Below are 23,709 nucleotides of genomic sequence, written 5' to 3'. Positions count from 1 at the left end.
ATTCTAGTTAAAAAAGATTTAATCTACTATTAACCTCTTTGCATTTTTAAGCGAAGCTACTTTTTTTGTCTCAATATCAGAGATAATCTTCTCATACCTCTTTGCATCTTTTAAAACCAGCAAAATCATCAGCTCATCAAGTGATTTTGCCTCTTGCACCTTTTGTCTAAACTCTTCATCGCTGCTTTTCTTGGCAACTCTTTTTTTTACCTTTATTTTTGCAACTAAAAATCCTGCTACAAATGCTAAAAGATAGTAGAGGTAACTATAGTCAAACTCAAAACTTTTCTTTGGCTCCTCATCAAGAAGCTCCTCTTTGCTAAAGCCTGCTTCAACGCTCACATCTAGAGCATTTATGACAAACTTTTTCAATTTTTGCTCCCTAAGACTGAAATACTCTATCTCAACCCTTGGAACCCTAAAATCTTTCTCTGAGACAAACGCAAATTTCTGTATCCACTCTCCATGTAAACCATCTTCGCTAAGTTTATAATCCCGAGCAATCTCTTCTGCAAAAACTCTTACGCCCTCGATATTAAAGGCTATAGGTTTTAGTGCTTCAAAATTTCCCACTCCCTTGATTGACACCTGCATGCGGTACGGCTCATACGCCTTTACTTTTGGCTCATTTTTTTTTGTTTCAATGGCAAAATCTCCGACAAGCGGAGTGTTTGTCTCTTTGACATTAACTCTTAAAACCTTCTGCTTAAAAGGCTCTTTTTTAAAGTCCTCTTTTTTGACATTGTCTCTTCCAATGACGGTATCTTCAATCGACTCTTTTGTGGTCTTTTTCATGATGGCTTCAAACGCAAACTCTATCTCGAGCGCTTCTTTTGCAAACGCTACAAACTCATAACTGTTTACCCTCTTGCCATCAACTATCTGCTCACTGCTTCTTAGGTTTTTAAGAGTGAATTTCTCATACTCTCCTGAGGGATTAAACTCAATGGTATATAGTTCCGAAGCATCGCTGAAACTGCAAACATATTTAAGATGGATAGCTTCATGAAGATACGCAGTAGTTTTGTTTGCGTAGGCACTCCATGTATATGTCGAAGCAAAAAGTCCTGCTTGCAAAAATATAAAAACTATTAAAAATACTCTACCAAGGCTTTTTTTCATCTACCCTCCTCTTGTTTATAAGCTCATACTGCCTTGAGCTGAGTTTTGCTTTGCCGCCGTCTAAATTTATCCGGCTTTGGGCTTTTGCTTTCTTACCCTTATCGTCCGACCCGCTGCTTGCAGCCGCACTCACTTGCATGTTTGAACCGCCGCCCTCTTTTTGCTTTTTGCTCTGCTCTTTTTTTGCAAGTGCCGACTTCTCTTTGCTCTGCTGTTGCCCTGTACTCATCTCTTTTTTCTCTCCAACCCCGCGGATAAACTCCAGATTTTCATCCGCCTCTTTGGAGTAGATGAGCGTTAAAGATTTTATATACGCCTCTCTTGCCTTTTTAAACTGCTGAAGTCTTACAAAAGAGTTTCCTATATTGTAGTAGATTATGGATTTAGTCTCTGCATCGGCTGACCTTAGCATCTCAAAATTTTGCAGCGCTTTTTCATACTCGCCGCTTCTGTAAAACTGTGTCGCTTTATTGAAAAACTCCATGTTTTGGCTTGCACTCAGATGCACACCAAAGAGAAGCAAAAACATAACTACATATCTCTTTAGAGTCGTCACGCTTACCAAAAAGGTGATAATCGCCAAGGCTATAAAGTACTGAAAAAGCTCCAAATTTCTCATGATGGTCGTTTTACTCTCTTTATCTTTGCTCTTTTGCGCATCAAGTGCATCAAGAAGCTCGTCAAAATCTTTGGTATAGACTCCGCCCGTAGCATCGCAAATCTCTTTAGATGCACTGTTTTGGCGGCTTACGACAATATCGCCCAGCTCATCTTTTAAAAGTTCTCCGTTTTCTTGCCTTAGAGTTGAACCCGTTGCGGAGGCTGTCATAAAAATATTTACAACCAAAGAGTTCTCTTTGGCAAAATGCGCCTCCGCCTCGTAACCAAGCTCATCTCCGCCGTCGCTAAAGAGCACAACCGTAGCTTTTTTTGAAGCGGACATCTTTCTTGAGAGTTTAAGAGCCGACATGATAGAGCTTCCCTGCGTAATGATAAACTTCTCATCAAGTGCGCCAAAAAGGTGAAGCAAAAGCTCCCTATCTTCGGTTAGCGGAGAGAGGACAATCGCATTTGTAGTAAATCCAAGAACGCTGAACCTGCTCTTTTGTTCAACTTCAACCAGTTTTTTTAACATCTCTTTTGCAAAGCCAAGCCTTGTCGGCTCCAAATCGCTTCCCTGCATGGAGAAAGAGAGGTCAACTCCTATGATAACGTCGCTAAGCATCTGTTTTGACTCAATAGGCTCTTGTTCTATGACGGGTCTTGAGAGCGCCGCAACGATAAAAAGAAAAGTTAGCATGTAGCCGTACACGCTCACTCTAAACTCTCTTATATCCCTCTTTATAAAAAGTGGCAGAAGCAGCAGTAAAAGCCAGAAATATTGCGGATACAACAGGGTCATTTTTTTGCCTCTCTATAGAGTAAAAAGAGCAAAATAGCCAGCGCTAGAAGCAGAGCCGTCCAGTAGTAGTAATCTTTCAAGAGATACTCCCTGCTCTTTATCTTTGAGGATTCGAGTTCATTAATCTTCTTGCAGATCTTTTTTAACTCCCCTGCCGATTCTGCATAAAAAAACTCGCCGCCGCTCTCATGGGCAATCTTTTGCAAAAGCGCCTCATCTGCCTCGCCTCTGTTGCCCATGCCGACTGTATATATCTTAATACCACGCTCTTTTGCCAGCTCTATGGCATCTTTTGGTGAGATATCTCCGCTGTTGTGCTCACCGTCCGTAAAAAGTATGATGATTTTGCTTTTTGCTTTTGAGTGTTTAAACGCTCGCACTCCTAGAGCTATGCCCTCTCCTATTGCCGTATTTTGTCCTGCCATGCCGTGTGTCAGGTAGTTAAGCATATCAACAACTATCTCTTTTTCGTAAGTTATGGGAGAGGCGATAAAAGCGAAATCGCCAAAGAGCACTACTCCTATGTTGTCGCTCTCACGTTTGTATATAAAATCAGCAGTAATAAGTTTTGCAATCTCAAAACGGCTAAGTCTCTCTCCTTTGCTAATCTCATCTTCCATATCAAACCCCGATGAGCCCATAGAACCGCTCCCGTCGATTGAGAGGACGATATCTTTTCCGTGCCTGTTTAGGGGGTTAAATTTATCTACGACTATAGGTGAAGCGAGCGCAGCGCAGAGCAAGATAAAGATAATGATTTTTAAAAGCCTCTCAAGTTTTATGAAACTCTTTTTTGCAGATAAAAAGTGCAGATGGACGAAAAATCTAGACTTCATCTGCTCCCTGCACTTATACATACAGTATAAAATGGGAAGCAATAGTAGGATAAGATAGGCATATTCAAAACTAAAGTAATTCATTAAATGTATTTTAACTAAAAATTTTCAAATTTATACTCTTTTTTCTTGACAAGCAGTTCCTATTTGTCTATAATTCGCGTCCACAAACAATAGGTTTGAGGCATAAAACAAGTCCTGTTAGCTCAGCTGGTAGAGCACGTCACTTTTAATGATGTGGCCGATGGTTCGAATCCATCACAGGACACCATATATAGATATTAATTTTTTCTTTTGTCAAGGAAAATTTGATTTTTTTAATGAGGAAGTGTACAAATGGTACATGACGAATGAAAAATTAGATTTGACGCAGAGAAAAATAAAATTTGGCCCCGTCGTCTAGCGGTAAGGATCCATGGTTTTCATCCATGTTACAGGAGTTCAATTCTCCTCGGGGTCACCAACTTTTTTCTATAAACTCCTTTTTTTAAACTAATTAATAAATTGTCTTTATTATGCCCTCAAAAATTAACGCTATAATTGCGCCATAAATTTCTCTACAAAAATAGGCTTTAATGAACAAGGAAATTATAAAGTATCTTCTTTTTTTTATCTCTATTAGTGCGGCGACTCTTTTTGTCTCCTACTATCAAATAAAAAACCATGAAAAAGAGGTTTTAAAGCAAGAAAAAGAGATGCTTAGCATAACCTACAACACGATTACAAAAGCCTATAAAACTCACTCTGAGATATATTTCGCTACTAAAATAAACGTGCCGGAAGTTCATGCTTTGATGAAAAAAGCAAACAGCACAGATATTGCAGAGAAAAACAGCGCACGGGGGGAACTCTACTCTCTTTTAATAGACAGTTATAACTCCATGCAGCTCTTTAAAATAAAGCAGCTTCACTTTCATCTGCCAAATAACGAGAGTTTTTTGAGATTTCACAGAGTGGATAAGTATGGAGATAGCCTAGAAGGAGTAAGAGACACGGTTGCTTATGTGAACAAATACAAAGAACCAGTGTCAGGCTTTGAAGAGGGAAGAATTTTTAACGGCTATAGATTCATCTACCCCATCATCCATGAAGAAGAACACTATGGAAGCGTAGAGATTTCGGTCTCTATGTATGAAATAGTAAAGCATCTAAGGGATGAGGCTATTGCCGATGTTGAGTTTATAATCAAAAAAGATATTGTCGAGAAAAAAGTTTTTGACAATGAAAAAAGCAACTATTTACAAAGCAAAATCAACAGCAACTATTTTTATGAGAAGAGCATTTCAGGAGAAGGAAACAAGCTTATAGAAGATTTAATCGGCAAACATCCCGACTTAAGCGAGAAAATTTTAAGCGGCGATGCTTTTAACTTTTTTACCTGTCTAGATGATAAATTTTATATAACCACTTTTATACCTATTTTTAATAAATACTCAAATCAACATGTTGCTTATATAGTCGTCAACCGCTCAAATCCATCTCTTAAGTATATGTTTAAAAAAGATAGAGTAATCGACACTATTATTGTTTTTTTTCTTGCTCTGCTTACATATTTTTACTATAAAGTCCGAAAGAAACAGAAGAGCTTTGAAAAAAGCAACAAAACACTAAATGAGATACAGCACATTGCAAAGCTTGGCTCATGGGAGCTTGATGCAAAAACAAACAAGCTAACATGGAGCGATGAAATATATAATATTTTGAATACGCAACCTCAATCTTTTGAACCTACTTATGAGATTTTTCTAAACTATGTTCACCCGGATGACAAAGAGAGGCTAGACAACACTTGGAGAGAGTCAATAGATACAAAAAGCGTCTATCAACTTCAACACAGAATCATAAAAGAGGACAGATCCATAGCCTACTTAAATGAGTATGCACATCACTCATATGACGAAAAAGGCAGACATATCCACTCGGTTGGAACCGTTCATGATATAACGAATATCATTGAGTATGAAAAAAAGATCTCATCTATGCAAAATGAGCTTGAATCCATAGTCAATCATATTCCTGACATCATCTTTAGGTCTAAAACTGATAGCGACATGACCATGTTGTTTATAAACAGTGCCGTACATAAAATTACCGGCTATAAAGCTCAAGGATTTATCTTAAACAGAGTAAGAAACTACAGAGATATAATTCACCCCCAAGATAGAGAAGCCGTAGAGGCAAGAATCAAAGAGGCGCTAAACAACGACAAAGAGTACTCCATGGAGTACAGGATTGTAAACTCGCTCGGAGATACCGTGTGGGTTAAAGAGAGTGCCAAGATTAGCATGGACGAAAATGGTGTGGAGAGCATTGAGGGAGTTATTACGGATATCACAGATCAAAAAAACAACTTGGATAAACTTCGCAAATTTATAGATATTCAAGATAGTATCGTTCTTTTGACTGACTCTAGAAAAATACTCTTTGCCAATCAGAAATTTTTCGATTTTTTCGGATATGAAGATTTAGAAGATTTTACAAAAGAGTACCACTGCATAAGCAATCTCTTTGTAAAAGACGACACATTCTTTCATGCGGGCAAAATGCTTCCAAAAGAGGAGCACTGGATAAGAAGTCTGCTAAATCTCCAAGGCAGAGAGAAAATCGTATCTATGCTAAGTAAAAATAAAAAGCCTCATGCTTTTTCGGTCTCCATAAATAACTACGATCCGCAAACATATATAATAAACTTCAGCGACATAAGCGACACCATGTTTGAGAAGCTGCAGCTGAAGCAAAAAGCGATTAAAGACCCGCTTACAGACGCTTACAACAGAGCATTTTTTGACTCCTCAATACAGAGTATTATCAATAACAACGAGAATCAAAACGGCAAAACCGGAATCATCCTCTTTGATATTGACCACTTCAAAGATGTCAATGACAACTACGGGCACAATGCCGGCGATGAAGTTTTAAAAACGCTTGTCAAGCTAGTGGAGCGCTATATAAGAAAAGAGGACAAGCTCATTAGATGGGGCGGAGAGGAGTTTATTGTGGTTATGTATGCCAAAACCGTAGAAGATGTTATAAGACAGGCAGAACACTTAAGATTTGTTATACAAAACCACAAGTTTGACGACCTGCCTACCATAACCTGCAGTTTTGGAGTTGCACTTCATGAGCAGAGTGATAAAATTGAAGAGAGTATAAAAAGAGCGGATGATAAGCTCTATGAGGCAAAAAGAGGCGGCAGAAATCAGGTTAGGTCATAAAGAAATTTTACACCTCGACCCTGTTTCTTCCTTGATTTTTTGCTCTATACAAAGCTGCATCTGCACGCTTAATAAGAGTCTCTGTGCTATCTTTGTCTTCATAAAAAGCAATGCCGAAGCTGCATGTAATAGTAAGGTCTTTGACAAACGAATAACTCTCTATCGTTTTTCTTAACTTCTCAGTCAAAGCAGTTGCGCTCTTGCTGTCAGTTTGAGGAGACAAAATAACAAACTCCTCCCCTCCCCATCTTGCAAAAATATCTGCATCCCTTATGTTTTTCTTTACGATATTTACAACGCCTTGTAAAACCTCATCACCTGTACCGTGACCATGGTTGTCATTGACATATTTAAAGTGGTCAATGTCAAACATTATTAGCGTCAATGGAGTTTTATACCTTGAGGCACGCTCTACTTCAGTTTTAAATATCTCATCAAATTTATGGCGGTTGTATATGCATGTAAGCTTATCAGTCGTCGCAAGTTTTTCAAGATTTTTTTCCATCTCTACTCTCTCTGTTATGTCGGTGCAGATCCCTGAGATAATATTTCCCTCAATATGCGCGCTGATTTGTATAACTTTTTCTTCTCTATTTTTTGTTAAAAAATTCATCTCAATATTATCAACCCTGCCATGCTCTCTAAGCTCAGAGAGAAAACAAGCCCTTTGCGCTGGATCTTTATATGCGTTGATAATATTTTTACCTCTAAGCTCATCGAGTGATTCGTAGCCCATTATTTTCATTAGTGAGTCGTTTGCATAAAGCACCTCTCCTTCAATTGTTGTAGTAAAAATACCGATTTGTGAGTTTTCAATCAAGCTCTTACACTCTTTTTGCGATATTTTAAACTCTCTAGTTTCACCGTTGTCTATCTTTATGGACTCTGCATTTTCGGTGTTTTTAGAAGAGCTCTTTATTAAGAAGTATACGGATGTAAAGGCGATTAGCGTGACTATCGTAGCATATATAATAAGAAAATCTTTGTTCAGAGTAAGATAGCTGTAGAGGAGTATTGCTACAATAAGAGCGGTAAAAATAGCGATTAAAACTTTTTTTAACGACATAACAGACCCCTTTTTGCAAGCTTAGCTTTGGCGCCGTGTAAAAATACTATAATTTGTCACTTTAACGTTTATAGTATTAAAAAATACTTCATTAAAATTATTAGTTCAAACTATAGTCTATCGGTAGTGTAAGAGTTATATTGGTTCTGGGTTTTGGAAATTTTCCCGAGAGTTCTTCTATGGTTTTTAGTGCCGCGCGGCTTAAAATATCACTGCTTGAGTCTATTATTTTAATATCGCTCACTTTTCCATCCTGACACAAAGTAAATTTTACGCTAACTCTGCCCGTAATATTTCTCTTTCTTGCCGCCATAGGGTAGTAGAGATTCTCTCTTATAAGTGCGCTTATCATTTGCGTATTTACTCTAAGATACTCCTGCGTCTCATCTACTTGCTTAATCTGTTTGGGCTCTGCTTTTTGCTCTTTTTGCTCTTTTGGCATCTTTTTTTGAGCGGTTGCAACAATCCGCTCTATCTCTTCTTTCTCTGTTATTATACTTTTTTCTTCGATTATCTCTTCTTTAACTTCTTCGTTCTTTTGTATCTCTTGCACTTTTGGCAAAGATTTTTCTACTGCAACCTCTTTTTTTGGGGTTTTTGGCTCGGGAGGTTGCTCTGCCTTCTTCTCTATCTTCTTCTCTATCTTCTTCTCTATCTTCTTCTCTATCTTCTTCTCTATCTTCTTCTCTATCTCTTTTTTTGGCTGCTCGATTTTCTTCTGCTCTTTTTTTGGCTCTACCTTCTCTTGTTCGTTCTTAACATTGCGTAGCTGTAGGCACAAAGACTCTTCCAGACACTCCTCTTTGGTCTCTGCGTAACTGCTCCATGCAAAATATGCACCAAACAAGAGAGCCAGATGAACAACAATAGAGATAAAAAAGGAGCTGGAGTGTCTAATCATAAAAGAGATAGTAACAAAAAGATTGTTACTACTTTGTTAAATGCGTTTCATACTAAAGCTAACCTTACGCACTTTTGCAAAAAAATTCGTAAAATACTCTATAAATCTCGAAAAACTTTTTTTTCGTAGCTTCTAGGTATGCTAACCAATGGCATACTCCATGACAAGGGGGTTGCAAGGGACATCTTGTCCCTGCCACTAAAACGGACGAGTTCGTTTTAGTGCGTAACATCAGATTGAACTTTTAAATTCCGGATAAGACTCGACCCCGCACTCGTTAATATCCATCCCGATAAGTTGCGCCTCATCGCTTGCTCTAAACTTTGAAAACTTATTGATGAGAAATAAAACAGCATAGGAGACGCTAAAAGCAAAAACTCCTATAACAACGACCCCTTTTAACTGCGATACAAAAGAGACATCTTGGACAAAAATTCCTACAGCCAAAGTTCCCCATATTCCGTTTACCAAATGCACAGAGAGCGCTCCAACAGGGTCATCAAGACGAAGTTTGTCAAAAATCGGAACTGCGAAAACAACCAAAGCACCGCCGATTGCACCCACCAAAATCGGCGTGTAGATATCATACAAATCAGGTCCCGCCGTTACAGCAACCAAGCCGCCTAAAGCTCCGTTTAGTATCATCGTAATATCAAGAAGTTTATACCTGATATGCATCAGTATTGCGGCAATAATAGCGCCGCTGAGTCCTGCCGTGTTTGTATTCATAATGGTTTTTGCAACAAGGTTTGCATTTTCAACACTTGAGATTGAGCCTACGCTTCCGCCGTTAAACCCAAACCACCCTATCCAAAGAAGAAGCGCTCCTAAAACAACAAGCGGAATATTTGAAGCCGGGATTACTCTGATTTTACCGCCGACATAACGCCCACGTCTCGCACCAATGATAAGAATTGCCGCCAAAAGAGCCCATCCGCCTGTTGAGTGAATTACACTAGAACCTGCTAAATCATGCATCTCAATGTCTAGCAGAGTTCCCGCAATCATATCCGCTCCCCAGCTAATATTTACGACAAGCGGATAGATAACGGCTCCCATAACAACGGTAAAAATAGCCAAAGGAATTATGCGCACACGCTCACTAACCCCGCCACTCATGATGTTTACCGTTTTACCTACAAATGCCATCTGAAACATAAAAACAGCCCAGATACTGCTAGAGACACTATCCCAACTGCCAAAAGCAAGTTTATACCCGACAAGCAAAAACGCCAAAGATGCAACCGCATATATCATCACGTTTATCGTAAGAACCGCCGAGACGTTTTTGGTTCGAACCAAACCCGCTTCAAGCATCGCAAAACCAGGAACCATAAAGATGATAAGTGTCATTGTAAAGAGTGTAAAGAAAGTATCGAGGATATATTTAAGATCTGTCTCTAGCATATAAAATCCTTTAAAAAATTAAAGGAGATTATAACTTTATCAAAGATATTAAATATACTTTAGTTGATTAATTTTTAATCAGTAGTGTCTTAGTGGCAAGCGTAGCCAAAAGGAATTACCTCCTTTTTATATAGCTTCACCGTCGGTCTCTCCCGTACGAATACGGATAATCTTTTCAATATCTGTAATAAATATCTTGCCATCACCGATTTTACCTGTTCTAGCAGCCTCTACGATTGTGCTTGTTACCTGCTCTACACTATCATCATCAACAACCATCTCCATCTTTATCTTCGGCAAGAAATCAACTACATACTCTGCGCCGCGGTAAAGTTCGCTATGCCCTTTTTGACGTCCATAACCCTTTACTTCGCTTACCGTCATACCGGTAATCCCTATCTCAGCCAATGCATCTTTTACATCTTCTAGTTTAAAAGGCTTTATAACCGCTTCTATTTTTTTCATAATAATATCTCCAAATTAAGTTTAAAATTGTAACCATTTTTATGCTTTTAAGCAACACTATAGATTTATTGCTTTTTCTCCATGTACAGTCTCATCAAGTCCTCTGTTTTCACTCTCATCATCGACTCGTCCTCCGCCTGTAATCATGGAAGCTACAAAGTAGACAGCTGCAGTCGCAACAGCACTATATACGATAGTTAGAGCAATAGCTTTAAATTGGCTCAGCAACTGAGAAGCCATACTGTAAGCCTCTGGCATCGCATATGGAGCTAGAAAAAGTGCCGTAGCTATTGAACCCCAGATACCGACTAAACCGTGTATCCAAAAAGCATCGAGTGCATCATCCACTCTGAACATGTTTTTGAGTTTTGAAACAGCAAGGAATCCCAAAATACCGCCGACTAAACCGATGATAATAGCACCTTCTACACCCGCACTTCCTGAAGCCGGAGTAATGGCCACAAGACCTGCAACTGCACCAGAAGCTCCTCCCACTATAGTAGCCTTTTTGTAAACAATCCATTCAGCAACTATCCATCCCATTACACCAAGTGATGCCGCAACGTTTGTTACTAAAAATGCGGATGCCGCTACACCATCAGCTGCCAATTGTGAGCCTGCATTAAAACCGAACCATCCAAACCATAAGAGTGCAGCTCCAAGTGCTACTAAAACAGGGGAAAAGGGTTTGATTGCAGCTTTGCCGTAATCTCTTCTTCTTCCCAAAATAAGTGCTACAACCAGACCCGCAACACCTGCATTTAAGTGAACAACTGTTCCTCCTGCAAAATCCATCTCGCCAAAGTTAAGTGTCTCTCCGCCGCCCCATGCCCAGTGTGTAATAGGCGCGTAAACAACAGCTATCCACAAAGCCGCAAATACTATATAGGTAGAGAACTTTACGCGCTCAATCATTGAGCCGCTTGCGATTGCAACCGCAATAGCTGCAAATGTTCCCTGAAATGCGACAAAAAGAAGCTCAGGAATTGTTCCGCTGAGGCTCTGTGGCGTAATGCCGCTCAAAAGTGCCTTGCCGCTGCCGATGATATCACCTTCGCCAAAAGCGATAGAGTAACCGACTAAAACCCAAACCAAAGTACCGACCGCATAAGCACCCAAGCTCATGCCTATTGTGTTGAGCACATTTTTAGAGCGAGTCAAACCACCGTAAAAGAGCGCTAATCCGGCAGGCGTCATAAGCATAACAAAAGCCGTAGCAACCAACATCCACGCTGTGTCGCCGCTGTTTAACACATCCTCTGCAAACACAAAGGAGGGTAGAAACAACATACCAAACAAAAACCTCTTCATTTTTCAATCCTTTTTTTTAATCTGCCAAATTATATACCATCCAAGTTTGCAATACAACAAAAAACTGATTATTTTTTAATCACTTCACACTTTTTGACAAATTTCCCAAAAAACACAGATTTAAGTTAGCTTTAAATTTTATAGTTATATGATTTCTACTTATGCATAAATTTGATTTATTCATAATATTTATTTATAATAAGGGGTTTTCATGATGAAAGCTAGAATTTCGGCAAAAAAAATCATCTCTATGGTTGGTTTAACACTAATGTGTGCTACGGCAGCGGAGGCAACACCTGCGTTTGCTAGGCAAATGGATGCAGATTGTATGTCTTGTCACTTTCAAAACATGCCAAAGCTGAATGCTTTCGGTAGAGATTTTAAGATGTCGGGCTTTACGATGACAAGCGGTAAAGAGATAAAGAGTGAGCCAAACGGCGGTTTAGGAATGCCTGAAACTCTAAATATGGCTTTTGTTATAAAAGCTCGTGTACTTGAAGATAAAAGTGACGACGTGGAGACTAAAACAGAGATTTTTGATGAATCTGCTTTTATCTTCGGCGGCAAGATAGCTGACAATGTAGGTACCTCTATGGAGTTTGCCGAAGGTTTAATTGGGGGCAAGATAACATTTGCTACAGAAGCTCTGGGCGGAAGAGTAGGTGCAACTTACCACATGACTGATGCACTCGGTGCATTTGCGGGAACGGAGATATATACTACGGGTCTATACAGACCGGTTCGCCAGTTTGAGAATCGTAAAAAAACAAACATCTTCCAAAGCTTAGGTATCGGGGATGGTGAAGCTACAGGTGTTCAAGTTTACTATAGAGCAAATGGCTTCTATGCAACAGTAGGCGCATATGTTCCTATGTTTGCAGCAAGTGGTGAGACTGGAACCGACTCTTTTAAAGCTTTGGCAAGAGCTGCATATGAGTTTGATATAGGCAGTTCAACAATCGCTCTAGGCGGATACTATATTGGCGGAGATTCTGGAAAAAAACTCAGAGATAGGCTGCAAGATTCTGATGACACAACATCTTTAGCCGATAAAGTACATGGTCTAGATCAAGATGCGCTTGATAGGGACTCGGCTGGCATCGACCTTCAGATTGAGAGCGCTATAGCTAATATGTCGGTTATGGTAACCGGCGGTTATGTGTTTAAGAATGACTATGTTTCTTATAAAGACGATTATGCTGTCCTTACAACAAGTGCGCAGGACAAAACAGGTTACCATTTAGATATGCAGATTAATCCGGTAGAAAAATTTGGCGTCAAAGCAGCTATATTGGGCGTCACTGACGATGTAACAGCAGACAGAGACTTCAATGTCTACTCTCTTGGTTTAGAGTATAACATGAGACAAAACGTACGTTTTACCGTAGAGTACTCTTACACTTCAAGCGACAGAGCTGATACTTCTACAACTCAATATTCAGGAGGCGACATTCTATTTATGTCTATGATGTCATTCTAATTTTATTAGAAAAAAAACATCAACTTCTATCTCTCCTAAAACCATTTATATCGTAAAACAACTGCTTAAAAGCAGTTGTTTGCGGTAACATCTCTTGTTCCTTTATACGTTTTGCAACGCATTTGCACACTGCTTTAAACTTCTAAAAAAGTTTCCTCTATTTACGCAACTCTTAAGCGACAATAAGGTACTATCTATGGAATTTATTTTTCAATATTATAAAGATTAGGTGTTATATATGGGCAACTTGTTAAACAACGATAATATACAGAGCATAAACATTGAAGAGACTCTTCAGAGTAGCTACCTTGATTACTCCATGAGTGTAATCGTCGGTCGTGCGCTTCCTGATGTTCGTGACGGACTTAAACCGGTTCACAGAAGAATCCTCTACGCTATGGATAAACTAAGTCTTTCACACGGAGCAAAGTTTAAAAAATCTGCGCGTATCGTCGGTGACGTTATCGGTCAGTACCACCCGCACGGAGATACTGCGGTTTATGATGCTTTAGTTCGTATGGCGCAGCACTTCTCTATGAGAATGGAGCTGGTTGACGGTCAAGGAAACTTTGGTTCAGTTGATGGCGACAGCGCGGCAGCTATGCGTTATACCGAAGCAAGAATGACAAAATATGCAGGTGAACTTCTAAAAGATTTGGAAAAAAACACGGTCAATATGATCGAAAACTATGACGGGACTACCGTTGAGCCTGATGTTATGCCGACGCGCGTACCAAACTTACTTATTAACGGCTCTTCGGGTATTGCCGTTGGTATGGCGACAAATATCCCTCCTCACAATCCAAAAGAGGTCATGATGGGTTTAAAAGCTCTTTTGGCAAATCCCGACATTGAACTCTATGAACTTATGGAACACATCAAAGCTCCGGACTTTCCAACAGGCGGAACGATATTTGGCAAAAAAGGTATTATGGATGCCTACGAGACAGGTCGCGGGCGTATAAAAGTTCGTGCAAAAACTCATATTGAGAAAAAAGGTAACAGAGACGTTATCGTTATTGACGAACTTCCTTATCAGGTAAACAAAGCGCGACTAATTGAGAGCATAGCAAATCTTGTAAAAGACAAGATGATTGACGGTGTTTCAGAGATTCGTGACGAATCAGACCGCGACGGTATCCGTGTTGTTATAGAGCTTAAAAAAGATGCGATGAGTGAAATAGTTCTCAACAACCTTTTCAAGCAGACAAGTATGCAGACTACTTTTGGTATTATCATGCTATCTATATTAAATCAAGAACCAAGAATATTCGGCATTATCGAAATACTAAAACACTTTATAAATCACCGTAAAACCATCATAATCCGCCGTACTATCTTTGACCTTGAAAAAGCAAAGGCTAGAGCGCACATCTTAGAGGGTCTCAAAAAAGCTCTTGATATTATAGATGAGATTATCAGGGTTATCAAGTCAAGCAAAAATATTGAAGAAGCAAGAGACAACTTGGTTTCAGAGTTTGATTTCAGCACTATTCAAGCGCAGAGCATCGTGGATATGCGTCTTGGAAGACTCACGGGTCTAGAGCGTGAAAAAATCGAAAATGAACTTCGTGAGCTTCTTGCACTTATAGAGTATTTAGACTCAATTTTAAAAAGCGAAGAGGTTCTTCACGGAATCATAGATCAGGAGTTTGACGAGATCCTTGCTACCTACACGGACGCAAGAAGAACTGACATTGAAGATGATTATGACGATATTGATGTAGAAGACCTTATCCCTAACGAGCCTATGGTTGTAACTATTACTCACAGAGGTTACATCAAAAGAGTTCCTTTGGCACAGTACGAAAAACAAAAAAGAGGCGGTAAAGGAAAAATAGCCGTTACTACTTATGAAGATGACTTTATCGAGAGATTCTTTACATGTAATACACATGACACTCTTCTTTTTGTAACAGACCGCGGACAACTCCACTGGTTAAAAGTATACAAAATTCCTGAAGGAAGCAGAACCGCAAAAGGTAAGGCGGTTGTCAACCTGCTTAATCTAGTTGCAGAGGAACAGATTCAGTCTATCAATCCGACAACAGACTTCAGCGAAGAGAAATCTCTTGTATTCTTCACGAAAAAAGGCGTTGTAAAGAGAACAAACCTAAGCGAATTCTCAAATATCAGAAGCAACGGCGTCAGAGCTATTAGCCTTGATGATGATGACTCTATCATTACAGCAAAAATTGCTGACAAAGGCATAAAGTATCTCTTTATCGTAACAAAACTTGCACAGTGTATAAAATTTGACATAGAAAAAACTCGTGACCAAGGTAGAAATACAAGGGGTGTTAGAGGTATCAAGTTTAAACATGCTTCTGATGAAGTTGTTGATGCAAATATTATCGCAAACGATGAGGAAGAGATACTGATTGTTAGTGAAAAAGGTATCGGAAAACGTACCGATGCAGGCGAATACCGTTTAACAAACCGTGGCGGTTCTGGTGTTATTGCTATGAAAATGACTGCAAAAACGGGCAAGCATGTAGTCGGATGTCTAATGGTTGATGAGAACATGGACATGATGGCGCTTACAAAAGCAGGCAAAATGATAAGAGTAGATATGCAGACCATATCCAAATCGAGCAGAAATACAAGCGGTGTCTATATAGTAAAAGGCGATGATGTGGCAAATGTTTCTCGCTGTCCAAAACAGCCTATTGAAGAAGAGTATGATGAAGAAGGCGAAGGCACATTGCTTGGTTCGGATGAATTGGAATAATAGTTGCTGTTACTGCAGTATAAAAACCATGTCAAGGGACAAACAATGAAATATTCCATACTGATTGCAATGCTTTTAAGTATTTCGACACTCTCTGGAGCAGACAAAGTTCAAACCGTAGATGCTGCGGCAATTGAGCAGACAAATGCGGAGCTATCCAAGGTAAGAGCTGAAATAGCTCAAGCAAAACTAGATGCTGCCCAAGCGACAGCTCAAGCGTGTGAGGCAAAAAAAGAGAGCCAAAGAGTTGTAGAAGAGTTGGCTGTTGCTAAAGCCGAGAAAGAAGAAGAGATAGCAACTGCTACAGCTAAAGAAGAAGTTTTAAGAAAAAACAAGAGCGTACATATATCTGTTATCGGGCAAGGTGTTGCTCCGATGAACACATCATCTCCGGCCCAAGCTTACGCACTTGCAAAAAGAGCGGCTATTGCTGACGCGTATAGAGCTATTGCAGAAAAAGTCAAAGGTGTTCGTATAGATGGACAAGATACCATTAAAAATATGATGGTTCAAAGATCAACTGTACGCACCTACGTTCAAGCTATGGTAAGAAATGCAGACATCGTCGAGACCACTTTTAAAGAGGGCTTATGCGAAGTAGAGATGGAAATCTTAATTTCTCACGCAGACTTTGCTCAGTAGTCATACTCTTTAGCTCGCTCGCACTTAGTGCAAGCGAGTACCTTATCTCTTACAAATATATAGTAAAAGATGCAATTCTCTACAACGAAACACTGCTTATCTCCAAAGCAATGACAAAATGTGAAGGAACTCCGCAAGAGGAGTTTATTTTACAAAATAGTTCTGAAGATAATTTAAAAAAACTTATATCTAAAAACCCCCAAGAGTTTATAGAGTATATTCATAAACTCGGTATGCACGTTAACCACGACGAGAAAACAATAAATCTGCAAAACAGCTATACAACGGTACTGACACTTAAGACGACTTGCTTCAAAGTCGACTTTAATGATAATTTTGCTACAATCGCACCTTTAAAATAAGGGTGCCAAAACACTCAAATCCTAAGGCTTTTTAGTGAAAATTGCAATAGTTGAAGATGATATCAATATGAGAAAATCTCTTGAAATCGCTATGAGCGACTATAAAGAGTTTGAAATTCAAACATTTAAAAATGCAAAAGATGCACTAAAAGGTATTGACGATAGCTTTAACCTCGTTATTACAGACATAAATATGCCCGGCATGGATGGTATAGAGTTTGTTAAAACGCTCGGCGGAAAGTTTGAAGTAATCATAATGACCGGTAACGCAACTCTTCAAAGAGCCATTGAGTCGATTCACCTCGGAGTTAAAGACTTCTTGCTAAAACCTTTTGACGTGGATACGCTTATAAACGCAATCAAAAGAGAAGACAAGATACAAAAAGTAAAAAAAACGCTACCTCAAAATAGTGACAATAACGCAGCGAGCAGTTTTTATGGAACTTCAAAAGCTTTAGAAGCAGCTCTTAAAATTGCAGACAAAGCCTCAAAAACCGATGCAAGTATTCTTCTTTTGGGAGAGAGCGGTGTAGGCAAAGAGGTTTTTGCCTCTTACATCCATAAAAATTCTCCTAGAGCAAAAAAGCCTTTTGTAGCTATCAATATGGCAGCAATCCCAGACAACCTTATTGAGAGCGAGCTGTTTGGTTTTGAAAAGGGTGCTTTCACAGATGCAAGCGAAGCAAAAGCGGGACAGTTTGAACAGGCAAACGGCGGAACACTGTTTTTAGATGAGATTGGTGAGATGCCCTACGGCGTTCAAGCTAAAATCCTTCGTGCGCTTCAAGAAAAAGAGGTGCGAAGATTAGGTTCATCAAAAGGCATAAAAATAGACATTAGAGTTATCTCTGCTACAAATGCGGATCTAAACGAGAGAATAAAAAAAGGCGAATTTAGAAACGACCTCTATTTTCGTCTCAATACAATTCCTGTAAGTATTCCGCCTCTAAGAGAGAGAAAAGATGAAATATTGCAGATAGCGCAAAAAGTTTTAGAGCAAAATTGTATAAAATACGGTTTTGATTTAAAAAGCTTTTCAGATGAGGCTATAAAACAGCTACTAGATTACCACTGGCCTGGCAATATAAGAGAACTTATCTCCGTTGTTGAGAGAGCTGTGATTTTGAGCGAAGAGAGTGAAATAACACCAGATGAGCTCTTTTTGGAGCAAAGAGGACTCATAAATACAAAAGATATCGCGTCTATGGAAAAAGAGCTGATTGAAGAGGTGTTGACCTCTACTAATGGCGATGTTGAGAAAGCTTCCAAAACACTCGGCATGAGCAGAGCAAATTTAGAAAAAAAGATTAAAAATTATAAACTATAAGGAGTAGAAGTGTCAAAAAAATATAATGTAGCGGTAGTCGGAGCAAACGGAGCCGTCGGTGAAGAGATATTGGCAATTTTGCATGAGGTCTCTTTTCCAATCAACAAGCTTGTTCCGCTAGCTAGCTCTAGAAGCCTAGGAAAGAGTGTCGAGTTTGGAAACAGAGAGATAGCAATCAAAGAGCTTACCGACACTGTTTTTGAAGAAGAAAATATAGAGATTGCTCTTTTTTCTGCAGGAGGAAGCGTAAGCGCTCAGTTTGCGGAGGCTGCCGTGAGAGCAGGAGCAGTCGTAATCGACAACACTTCTCACTTTAGAATGGATAAGAACATCCCTCTTGTAGTGCCAGAAGTCAATCCTGAGGATATTGCAAAATGGAAAAAATCGGGAATTATCGCAAATCCTAACTGTTCAACAATCCAGATGGTTCAAGCGCTGAAACCTCTTGATGAAGCATACACCTTGACAAGGGTTGACGTTAGCACATATCAGGCGACTTCAGGTGCGGGGAAAAGCGCCATGGAAGAGCTTGTAACACAGATGAAAGATTTCTTTTCATTTAAACTCGGCGATAGTGAACACAAAGCGTTTAAACACCAAATCGCTCTAAATGTAATCCCTCAAATAGATGTTTTTCTAGAAAACGGTTACACAAAAGAGGAGATGAAGATGGTAAACGAGACCACTAAAATCATGCATAGAGAAATTCCTCTAAGTGCGACATGTGTTCGTGTCCCTACTCTTCGCGGTCATGCAGAGGCTCTTACCCTTACATTCGCTCAAGATGTTGATGCAAACGAAGCGAGAGAACTTCTTAAAAAAGCTCCAAACATCATTGTTTTGGACAATCCGAGTGAATCTATTTACCCTATGCCGTCAATATCTTTAGAGAAAAACGAGACATTTGTAGGACGTATTAGAAACGATACCTTCTCAAAAAATATGCTGCATATGTTTATAGTTGCGGACAACTTGAGAGTAGGTGCGGCTACAAATGCAGTTAGAATTGCCCAAAAATGGGTAGAGATGGAAGAGGAGAAATAAAAAATGTTAGAGAGAATATTTGAAAATGTTTTATGGAATTCAAGGTTTATTGTAATTCTTGCAGTATTTTTCGGTCTTGTTGGAGCTGTTTCACTCTTTATCGTTGCAAGCTTTGATATCTACGATACTGCGAAATATATTATTACGACTTACCTAAATCATGAGCATCCAGAGCATTTTCATGAAAACATTATAAGCGGAATTATAGGAGCAGTTGATCTCTATCTTATCGGCGTAGTTATGCTCCTTTTCTCTTTTGGTCTATATGAGCTTTTTATATCTGAAATCGACCCTGCAAAAGAGTCCAAACATGACGAGACTCAACTTTTGGCAATCCACTCTCTTGATCAGTTAAAAGACAAAATATCAAAAGTAATAGTAATGGTACTTGTTGTAGGCTTTTTTCAAAAAGTTGGTCATATAGAGTATAATGGTGCGCTTGATATGCTATACTTAGCGCTATCAATTACTGCTGTAGCAATTGGACTTTTCTTCTTAGGCAAAGTAGGAAAAAGTCATTAATTACTCAAAGAGAGAATGGGGAACTTCTCTCTTTATCTGGGCTACCGCCCTCACTAAAAATTCACTTATATAAAGGCAATCAATGAGTAAAATATTTGTAGATGCATGTTTTGGCAAAGAGACTCCATACACTCCTGTTTGGATGATGAGACAGGCGGGTCGTTACCTTCCACAATATATGGAGGTTCGCGCTCAAGCCGGAGATTTCTTAAGCCTTTGTCATGACCCGAAAAAAGCTTGCGAAGTCACACTTCAACCTGTTGACATAGTTGGAGTCGATGCAGCTATACTATTTAGCGATATTTTGGTTATTCCTGATGAGATGGGGATGGATTTGGAGTTTATAAAGGGCGAAGGTCCTAAATTTAACGACCCAATCAAAAGTGAAGCAGATTTAAACAGACTTCTCGGCGGTGAAGAAGCTGCATCTAGACTTACTTATGTTTACGACACTATAAAGCTTATAAAAGAGCAGTTGGCAGACGACAAAGCTCTTATAGGATTTTGCGGTGCTCCATGGACACTTGCAACCTATATGATAGAGGGAGAAGGCACAAAAACTTACAATATCTGTAAAAAAATGATGTACTCTGATCCAGAACTTCTACATAAGATACTTGCAAAAGTAACTGAAGTCGTAAAGCTCTATATGCAGAAGCAGATTGAAGCGGGTATTGACGTTGTTCAGATATTTGACTCATGGGCTGCGGCGATCGAGCCTTCAAAATATGATGAATTTTCTTGGAAATATATGGTCGAGATTGCAGACTACTTGAAAGCGAAATATCCTCATATCCCAATCATTATGTTCCCTAAAGGTATTCCTGCATTTTTAGACAAAGTTTACGGAAATTTTGAGGTATTTGGCGTTGACTGGTCTACTCCTATGGCTCTGGCACGTGAGAAACTGGGTGAGAAGTATATCCTTCAAGGGAACATGGAGCCATGCAGACTCTACTCAAAAGAGGCAACTACCGAGTGTGTAGAAACACTACAAAACATTATGGGTGGAAAAAGACACATATTTAACCTTGGTCATGGAATCCTTCCTGACGTTCCGGTAGAAAATGCAAAACACTTTATAGCTGAATGCCATAGAGTTAGCAAAAAGTAAGTGAAGACGATTTTCGGTCCCATAAACTCAAGAAGATTCGGTTCTTCTTTGGGTATAGATCTCTCCCCTGCTCTAAAACAGTGCAATTTTGACTGCTTATACTGCGAACTTGCTCCAAGTGCTACGACTGATAAACAAACAAATATCGTAGATGTCTCTACGATTATTGCCGAGTTAAAAGAGCATCTAAACGAGAAAATAGACGTCATAACCATAACTGCAAACGGCGAACCTACCCTCTACCCATATCTTGATGAACTTATAGATGAGATAAACAAGATAAAGAACGGCACTCAAACGCTTATACTCACGAACAGTGCAACGCTTGTTGATGAGAAAGTTTTTAACTCTCTTTTAAAACTTGACCAAGTCAAGCTCTCTCTAGACGGTGTAAGTGAGAGTGTTTTTAAGAGAATCGACAGACCTCATGCGGGTATAGAGATAAAAGATATTGTCCAAAGAGTCATAGAGTTTAGCAAAATATTTAAAGGAAAACTTTTCATAGAGATTCTCTTTGTTCACGGACTCAACGACACAGAAGATGAGATAAAAAAACTAAATGATGTTTTACTCAAACTAAACGTCGCAAGAGTTGATCTAGGCACAATAGACCGCCCGCCCGCATATCCGGTAAGTGGACTAAGCTACAAAGAGCTACATAACGCATCCCTGCTCTTTGACGCATCTCTTCCCATCCATATAGCTTCAAGAGTTCATGCTGAGCCGAACAACAGCCACTACGACGATGAAGAGATTTTAAACACGCTGGATAAAAGACCGCTAACCATGGATGATATCAACCTGCTCTTTGATGAAGAGAGCAAAAAAAGGCTTCATAGCCTCATATCTGATGCAAAAATAGTCATAAAAAAGGTCGGAAATTTAGAATTTTTCATCCTGCACGAAAACGAGAAGAGAAAACGCTCCAAGTAACCCTCATACTTCTTGACTTTTTAAAACCCATTGAGTATAATTCCGACCTATCAAACATTTAAGCATTCCGAATTAGCTCAGCGGTAGAGTAGGTGACTGTTAATCACTTGGCCACTGGTTCGAATCCAGTATTCGGAGCCACACTTAAACAAACCCCTAAAACACGGACTTTCGAAGAATTAAACACTCTAAAAGACGAGTTTTTTACAACATTTTTACAACAAAAGTATGATTATAATCATTATATAACTACTAACACTGAATATTTACAACTAATCAACAATAGATATTATTTTGTTCTTAGAGTAAATAAGAAAATAGTTAAAATCACTTTAAAGACTACTAATTTAAAATATAGTAATATAATCAAAATTAAAATTATAAAGTGGTTAAAAAAAATGGATTTCAGTCTAAATACAAATCTACAAATAGGTTTTTTAGTAGAAGAAAATGATGATGAACAAGAAAGTCAAAGAATTATTAAAAAATTAGAACAAGTATTGTTAAAAGAGAAACAGAAAACAGATAAAATCTCAACAATATCAACTAAAACAGAATATGATAAAAACTTTGAAACAATAGAGGAAGTATTTAAGAGTTTTATAGAATATAGTAGAAAGGTTAAGAGAATAAAAGAAGATACTTTTAAACAATATGAAACAAGTTTTAGATGGTTGTTATTAGATTATAAGAAGACTTTGAAAATTTATGAATTAGAAGATATAAATAAATGGATAGAATACAGAGATTTATTAACTACATTACCAAACAACTTTCTTAGACGATATAAGGACGGTTTAGATATAGACGACATAGTTTATAACATAATTGAAGAAAATGACGAGAATGATAAAGAAACAGTTTTATTAAACTCAAAAACAATAAATAAACACTTTATATCTTATAATCAATTTCTAAATTACTTAGTATTGTTTAAAAAGATAAAAACTAATCCTCTTGATAAATTACTATCACTAAACACTATCGAAAATCCTCATAACTCATTTTCAGAAGATGAAATCAATAAACTACTAAAAGATACAAAAGATAATGAAATAAAGGACTTCTTTAATGTTCTATTACATACAGGAATGAGATTATCAAGTGTGTTAAATATTCGTAAAGAAAACATAAACTTAGAACTTAAAACACTTAATATCATTGACGATAAAACTCTCTCAGGAGTTAGAAAGATTACTATTCACAATAAAATCTTTAATATTTTAAATGATTATGTAAAAAGTGATAGAGAACATATTTTCTTCGACACAAGAGGAAAAGATTTAGTTCAGAAACGAATAAATAGACATATTAAAAAAACACTTAATATAAACAAAACTATTCACTCATTTAGAAAGAATTTCACACAGAAGTTGTTTAATGTATGTGATGATATAAATTTAAGAAAGTATATAATCGGACATTCTCAGTTAAGAGATATAACTTTCACAACATATAATCAAGAAAAAATAAATATAAAAAAAATGAGAGATATTATAAATCAAATATCATATATAAACATTATATCTATTGAAAATATTAAAGATGAAGATATTGAATTCTGTTAAACTAATTAAAACAATAAATTTTGTCTACACTTCGCATAAAGTAAATCAAGTGTTAAACTTCTCTTACTGTCGTAAGAAAGTTTAACCGTTCAACTTATCCGTATTTTCTATCGAAAATACGAATGTCTCACGACAACTCGGTTTTGTTTGGTTTGATTTGGTTTGGTTTGGTTTAACAAGAATAGTTTTTGAAGTTTCATTTAATTTATAACTCAACTTTCGCACCTAATTTACCAAAAAAACAATCCAAAAGTATTGCAC

General features: G+C 38.2%; 20 protein-coding genes and 3 tRNA genes. 14 read left to right on the top strand and 9 right to left on the bottom strand.

Annotation, left to right across the window (positions count from 1 at the left end; genetic code table 11):
• Window positions 1-18: 18 nt before the first annotated feature.
• The 3 genes from IBX42_RS04185 to IBX42_RS04175 are packed head-to-tail and all read right to left on the bottom strand — an operon-like array spanning window position 19 to window position 3,360.
• Window positions 19-1,122 (bottom strand): hypothetical protein, encoded by a 1,104-nt coding sequence (locus tag IBX42_RS04185; RefSeq protein WP_294929231.1) that lies wholly within the window; start codon window positions 1,120-1,122, stop codon window positions 19-21.
• On the bottom strand, window positions 1,103-2,524 hold the full coding sequence (locus IBX42_RS04180) for a VWA domain-containing protein (protein ID WP_294929229.1): 1,422 nt from the start codon (window positions 2,522-2,524) through the stop codon (window positions 1,103-1,105). The genes IBX42_RS04185 and IBX42_RS04180 overlap by 20 nt, the downstream gene beginning before the upstream one ends.
• The gene (locus tag IBX42_RS04175; protein ID WP_294929226.1) at window positions 2,521-3,360 is read right to left on the bottom strand and encodes a VWA domain-containing protein; all 840 of its coding nucleotides are present in this window, start codon (window positions 3,358-3,360) and stop codon (window positions 2,521-2,523) included. The genes IBX42_RS04180 and IBX42_RS04175 overlap by 4 nt, the downstream gene beginning before the upstream one ends.
• A 195-nt stretch (window positions 3,361-3,555) precedes the next feature.
• Here IBX42_RS04175 and IBX42_RS04170 point away from each other — a divergent pair.
• The 3 genes from IBX42_RS04170 to IBX42_RS04160 all read left to right on the top strand — a co-directional run bounded on the left by IBX42_RS04170 (window position 3,556) and on the right by IBX42_RS04160 (window position 6,575).
• Window positions 3,556-3,631 (top strand) — tRNA-Lys (locus IBX42_RS04170).
• Window positions 3,632-3,748: 117 nt separating this feature from the next.
• Window positions 3,749-3,823: transfer RNA gene (locus IBX42_RS04165), tRNA-Glu, on the top strand.
• A gap of 112 nt (window positions 3,824-3,935) precedes the next feature.
• Window positions 3,936-6,575 carry a diguanylate cyclase gene (locus IBX42_RS04160; protein ID WP_294929223.1) on the top strand — a complete coding sequence of 880 codons (2,640 nt, stop codon included), beginning with the start codon at window positions 3,936-3,938 and terminating at the stop codon, window positions 6,573-6,575.
• A gap of 7 nt (window positions 6,576-6,582) precedes the next feature.
• On the opposite strand, the gene IBX42_RS04155 is transcribed toward IBX42_RS04160, so the two are convergent.
• The 5 genes from IBX42_RS04155 to IBX42_RS04135 form a co-directional block, all read right to left on the bottom strand.
• Entirely contained in the window at window positions 6,583-7,641 is a 1,059-nt protein-coding gene (locus IBX42_RS04155; RefSeq protein ID WP_294929220.1) for a sensor domain-containing diguanylate cyclase, read from the bottom strand.
• Between the two features lie 100 nt (window positions 7,642-7,741).
• On the bottom strand, window positions 7,742-8,542 hold the full coding sequence (locus IBX42_RS04150; protein WP_294929216.1) for an energy transducer TonB: 801 nt from the start codon (window positions 8,540-8,542) through the stop codon (window positions 7,742-7,744).
• A gap of 231 nt (window positions 8,543-8,773) precedes the next feature.
• Window positions 8,774-9,949 carry an ammonium transporter gene (locus IBX42_RS04145; RefSeq protein WP_294929213.1) on the bottom strand — a complete coding sequence of 392 codons (1,176 nt, stop codon included), beginning with the start codon at window positions 9,947-9,949 and terminating at the stop codon, window positions 8,774-8,776.
• Window positions 9,950-10,075: 126 nt separating this feature from the next.
• Window positions 10,076-10,414, bottom strand: a complete 339-nt coding sequence (locus IBX42_RS04140; protein WP_294929210.1) for a P-II family nitrogen regulator — start codon at window positions 10,412-10,414, stop codon at window positions 10,076-10,078.
• A 57-nt stretch (window positions 10,415-10,471) separates the two neighbouring features.
• On the bottom strand, window positions 10,472-11,725 hold the full coding sequence (locus IBX42_RS04135) for an ammonium transporter (protein WP_294929207.1): 1,254 nt from the start codon (window positions 11,723-11,725) through the stop codon (window positions 10,472-10,474).
• A gap of 211 nt (window positions 11,726-11,936) precedes the next feature.
• On the opposite strand from IBX42_RS04135, the gene IBX42_RS04130 reads away from it, so the two are divergent.
• From IBX42_RS04130 to IBX42_RS04080, 11 genes are all read left to right on the top strand, one after another.
• On the top strand, window positions 11,937-13,205 hold the full coding sequence (locus tag IBX42_RS04130; RefSeq protein WP_294929205.1) for a hypothetical protein: 1,269 nt from the start codon (window positions 11,937-11,939) through the stop codon (window positions 13,203-13,205).
• Between the two features lie 238 nt (window positions 13,206-13,443).
• Window positions 13,444-15,936 carry a DNA gyrase subunit A gene (gyrA, locus tag IBX42_RS04125; protein ID WP_294929202.1) on the top strand — a complete coding sequence of 831 codons (2,493 nt, stop codon included), beginning with the start codon at window positions 13,444-13,446 and terminating at the stop codon, window positions 15,934-15,936.
• 45 nt (window positions 15,937-15,981) lie between these two features.
• Window positions 15,982-16,578, top strand: coding sequence for an LPP20 family lipoprotein (locus tag IBX42_RS04120; RefSeq protein ID WP_294929199.1), 597 nt, complete (start codon window positions 15,982-15,984; stop codon window positions 16,576-16,578).
• Entirely contained in the window at window positions 16,527-16,940 is a 414-nt protein-coding gene (locus tag IBX42_RS04115) for a hypothetical protein (RefSeq protein WP_294929196.1), read from the top strand. The genes IBX42_RS04120 and IBX42_RS04115 overlap by 52 nt, the downstream gene beginning before the upstream one ends.
• A gap of 34 nt (window positions 16,941-16,974) precedes the next feature.
• Window positions 16,975-18,267 carry a sigma-54 dependent transcriptional regulator gene (locus IBX42_RS04110; protein WP_294929193.1) on the top strand — a complete coding sequence of 431 codons (1,293 nt, stop codon included), beginning with the start codon at window positions 16,975-16,977 and terminating at the stop codon, window positions 18,265-18,267.
• A 9-nt stretch (window positions 18,268-18,276) separates the two neighbouring features.
• Window positions 18,277-19,311 carry an aspartate-semialdehyde dehydrogenase gene (locus IBX42_RS04105; protein ID WP_294929190.1) on the top strand — a complete coding sequence of 345 codons (1,035 nt, stop codon included), beginning with the start codon at window positions 18,277-18,279 and terminating at the stop codon, window positions 19,309-19,311.
• A 3-nt stretch (window positions 19,312-19,314) separates the two neighbouring features.
• On the top strand, window positions 19,315-19,833 hold the full coding sequence (locus IBX42_RS04100; RefSeq protein WP_294929186.1) for a YqhA family protein: 519 nt from the start codon (window positions 19,315-19,317) through the stop codon (window positions 19,831-19,833).
• 82 nt (window positions 19,834-19,915) lie between these two features.
• The gene (gene hemE, locus IBX42_RS04095; protein ID WP_294929183.1) at window positions 19,916-20,947 is read left to right on the top strand and encodes a uroporphyrinogen decarboxylase; all 1,032 of its coding nucleotides are present in this window, start codon (window positions 19,916-19,918) and stop codon (window positions 20,945-20,947) included.
• Window positions 20,948-21,880, top strand: coding sequence for a radical SAM protein (locus IBX42_RS04090; RefSeq protein ID WP_294929180.1), 933 nt, complete (start codon window positions 20,948-20,950; stop codon window positions 21,878-21,880).
• Window positions 21,881-21,946: 66 nt separating this feature from the next.
• A tRNA-Asn gene (locus tag IBX42_RS04085) sits at window positions 21,947-22,021 on the top strand.
• A 257-nt stretch (window positions 22,022-22,278) separates the two neighbouring features.
• The gene (locus IBX42_RS04080; RefSeq protein ID WP_294929177.1) at window positions 22,279-23,448 is read left to right on the top strand and encodes a tyrosine-type recombinase/integrase; all 1,170 of its coding nucleotides are present in this window, start codon (window positions 22,279-22,281) and stop codon (window positions 23,446-23,448) included.
• 81 nt (window positions 23,449-23,529) lie between these two features.
• Here IBX42_RS04080 and IBX42_RS04075 read toward each other — a convergent pair whose 3' ends face one another.
• The gene (locus IBX42_RS04075) at window positions 23,530-23,664 is read right to left on the bottom strand and encodes a hypothetical protein (protein ID WP_294929174.1); all 135 of its coding nucleotides are present in this window, start codon (window positions 23,662-23,664) and stop codon (window positions 23,530-23,532) included.
• Window positions 23,665-23,709 lie beyond the last annotated feature (45 nt).

The sequence above is a fragment of the Sulfurimonas sp. genome (assembly GCF_014859695.1).
Taxonomy (GTDB): domain Bacteria; phylum Campylobacterota; class Campylobacteria; order Campylobacterales; family Sulfurimonadaceae; genus Sulfurimonas.
This window is presented reverse-complemented; position numbering and strand designations above follow the sequence as displayed.

Bases quoted from the DNA above. Each gene is read 5' to 3' on its own strand.
- IBX42_RS04185 (WP_294929231.1), bottom strand. From the start codon at position 1,122: ATGAAAAAAAGCCTTGGTAGAGTATTTTTAATAGTTTTTATATTTTTG.
- IBX42_RS04180 (WP_294929229.1), bottom strand. From the start codon at position 2,524: ATGACCCTGTTGTATCCGCAATATTTCTGGCTTTTACTGCTGCTTCTG.
- IBX42_RS04175 (WP_294929226.1), bottom strand. From the start codon at position 3,360: ATGAAGTCTAGATTTTTCGTCCATCTGCACTTTTTATCTGCAAAAAAG.
- IBX42_RS04160 (WP_294929223.1), top strand. From the start codon at position 3,936: ATGAACAAGGAAATTATAAAGTATCTTCTTTTTTTTATCTCTATTAGT.
- IBX42_RS04155 (WP_294929220.1), bottom strand. From the start codon at position 7,641: ATGTCGTTAAAAAAAGTTTTAATCGCTATTTTTACCGCTCTTATTGTA.
- IBX42_RS04150 (WP_294929216.1), bottom strand. From the start codon at position 8,542: ATGATTAGACACTCCAGCTCCTTTTTTATCTCTATTGTTGTTCATCTG.
- IBX42_RS04145 (WP_294929213.1), bottom strand. From the start codon at position 9,949: ATGCTAGAGACAGATCTTAAATATATCCTCGATACTTTCTTTACACTC.
- IBX42_RS04140 (WP_294929210.1), bottom strand. From the start codon at position 10,414: ATGAAAAAAATAGAAGCGGTTATAAAGCCTTTTAAACTAGAAGATGTA.
- IBX42_RS04135 (WP_294929207.1), bottom strand. From the start codon at position 11,725: ATGAAGAGGTTTTTGTTTGGTATGTTGTTTCTACCCTCCTTTGTGTTT.
- IBX42_RS04130 (WP_294929205.1), top strand. From the start codon at position 11,937: ATGATGAAAGCTAGAATTTCGGCAAAAAAAATCATCTCTATGGTTGGT.
- gyrA (WP_294929202.1), top strand. From the start codon at position 13,444: ATGGGCAACTTGTTAAACAACGATAATATACAGAGCATAAACATTGAA.
- IBX42_RS04120 (WP_294929199.1), top strand. From the start codon at position 15,982: ATGAAATATTCCATACTGATTGCAATGCTTTTAAGTATTTCGACACTC.
- IBX42_RS04115 (WP_294929196.1), top strand. From the start codon at position 16,527: ATGCGAAGTAGAGATGGAAATCTTAATTTCTCACGCAGACTTTGCTCA.
- IBX42_RS04100 (WP_294929186.1), top strand. From the start codon at position 19,315: ATGTTAGAGAGAATATTTGAAAATGTTTTATGGAATTCAAGGTTTATT.
- hemE (WP_294929183.1), top strand. From the start codon at position 19,916: ATGAGTAAAATATTTGTAGATGCATGTTTTGGCAAAGAGACTCCATAC.
- IBX42_RS04080 (WP_294929177.1), top strand. From the start codon at position 22,279: ATGGATTTCAGTCTAAATACAAATCTACAAATAGGTTTTTTAGTAGAA.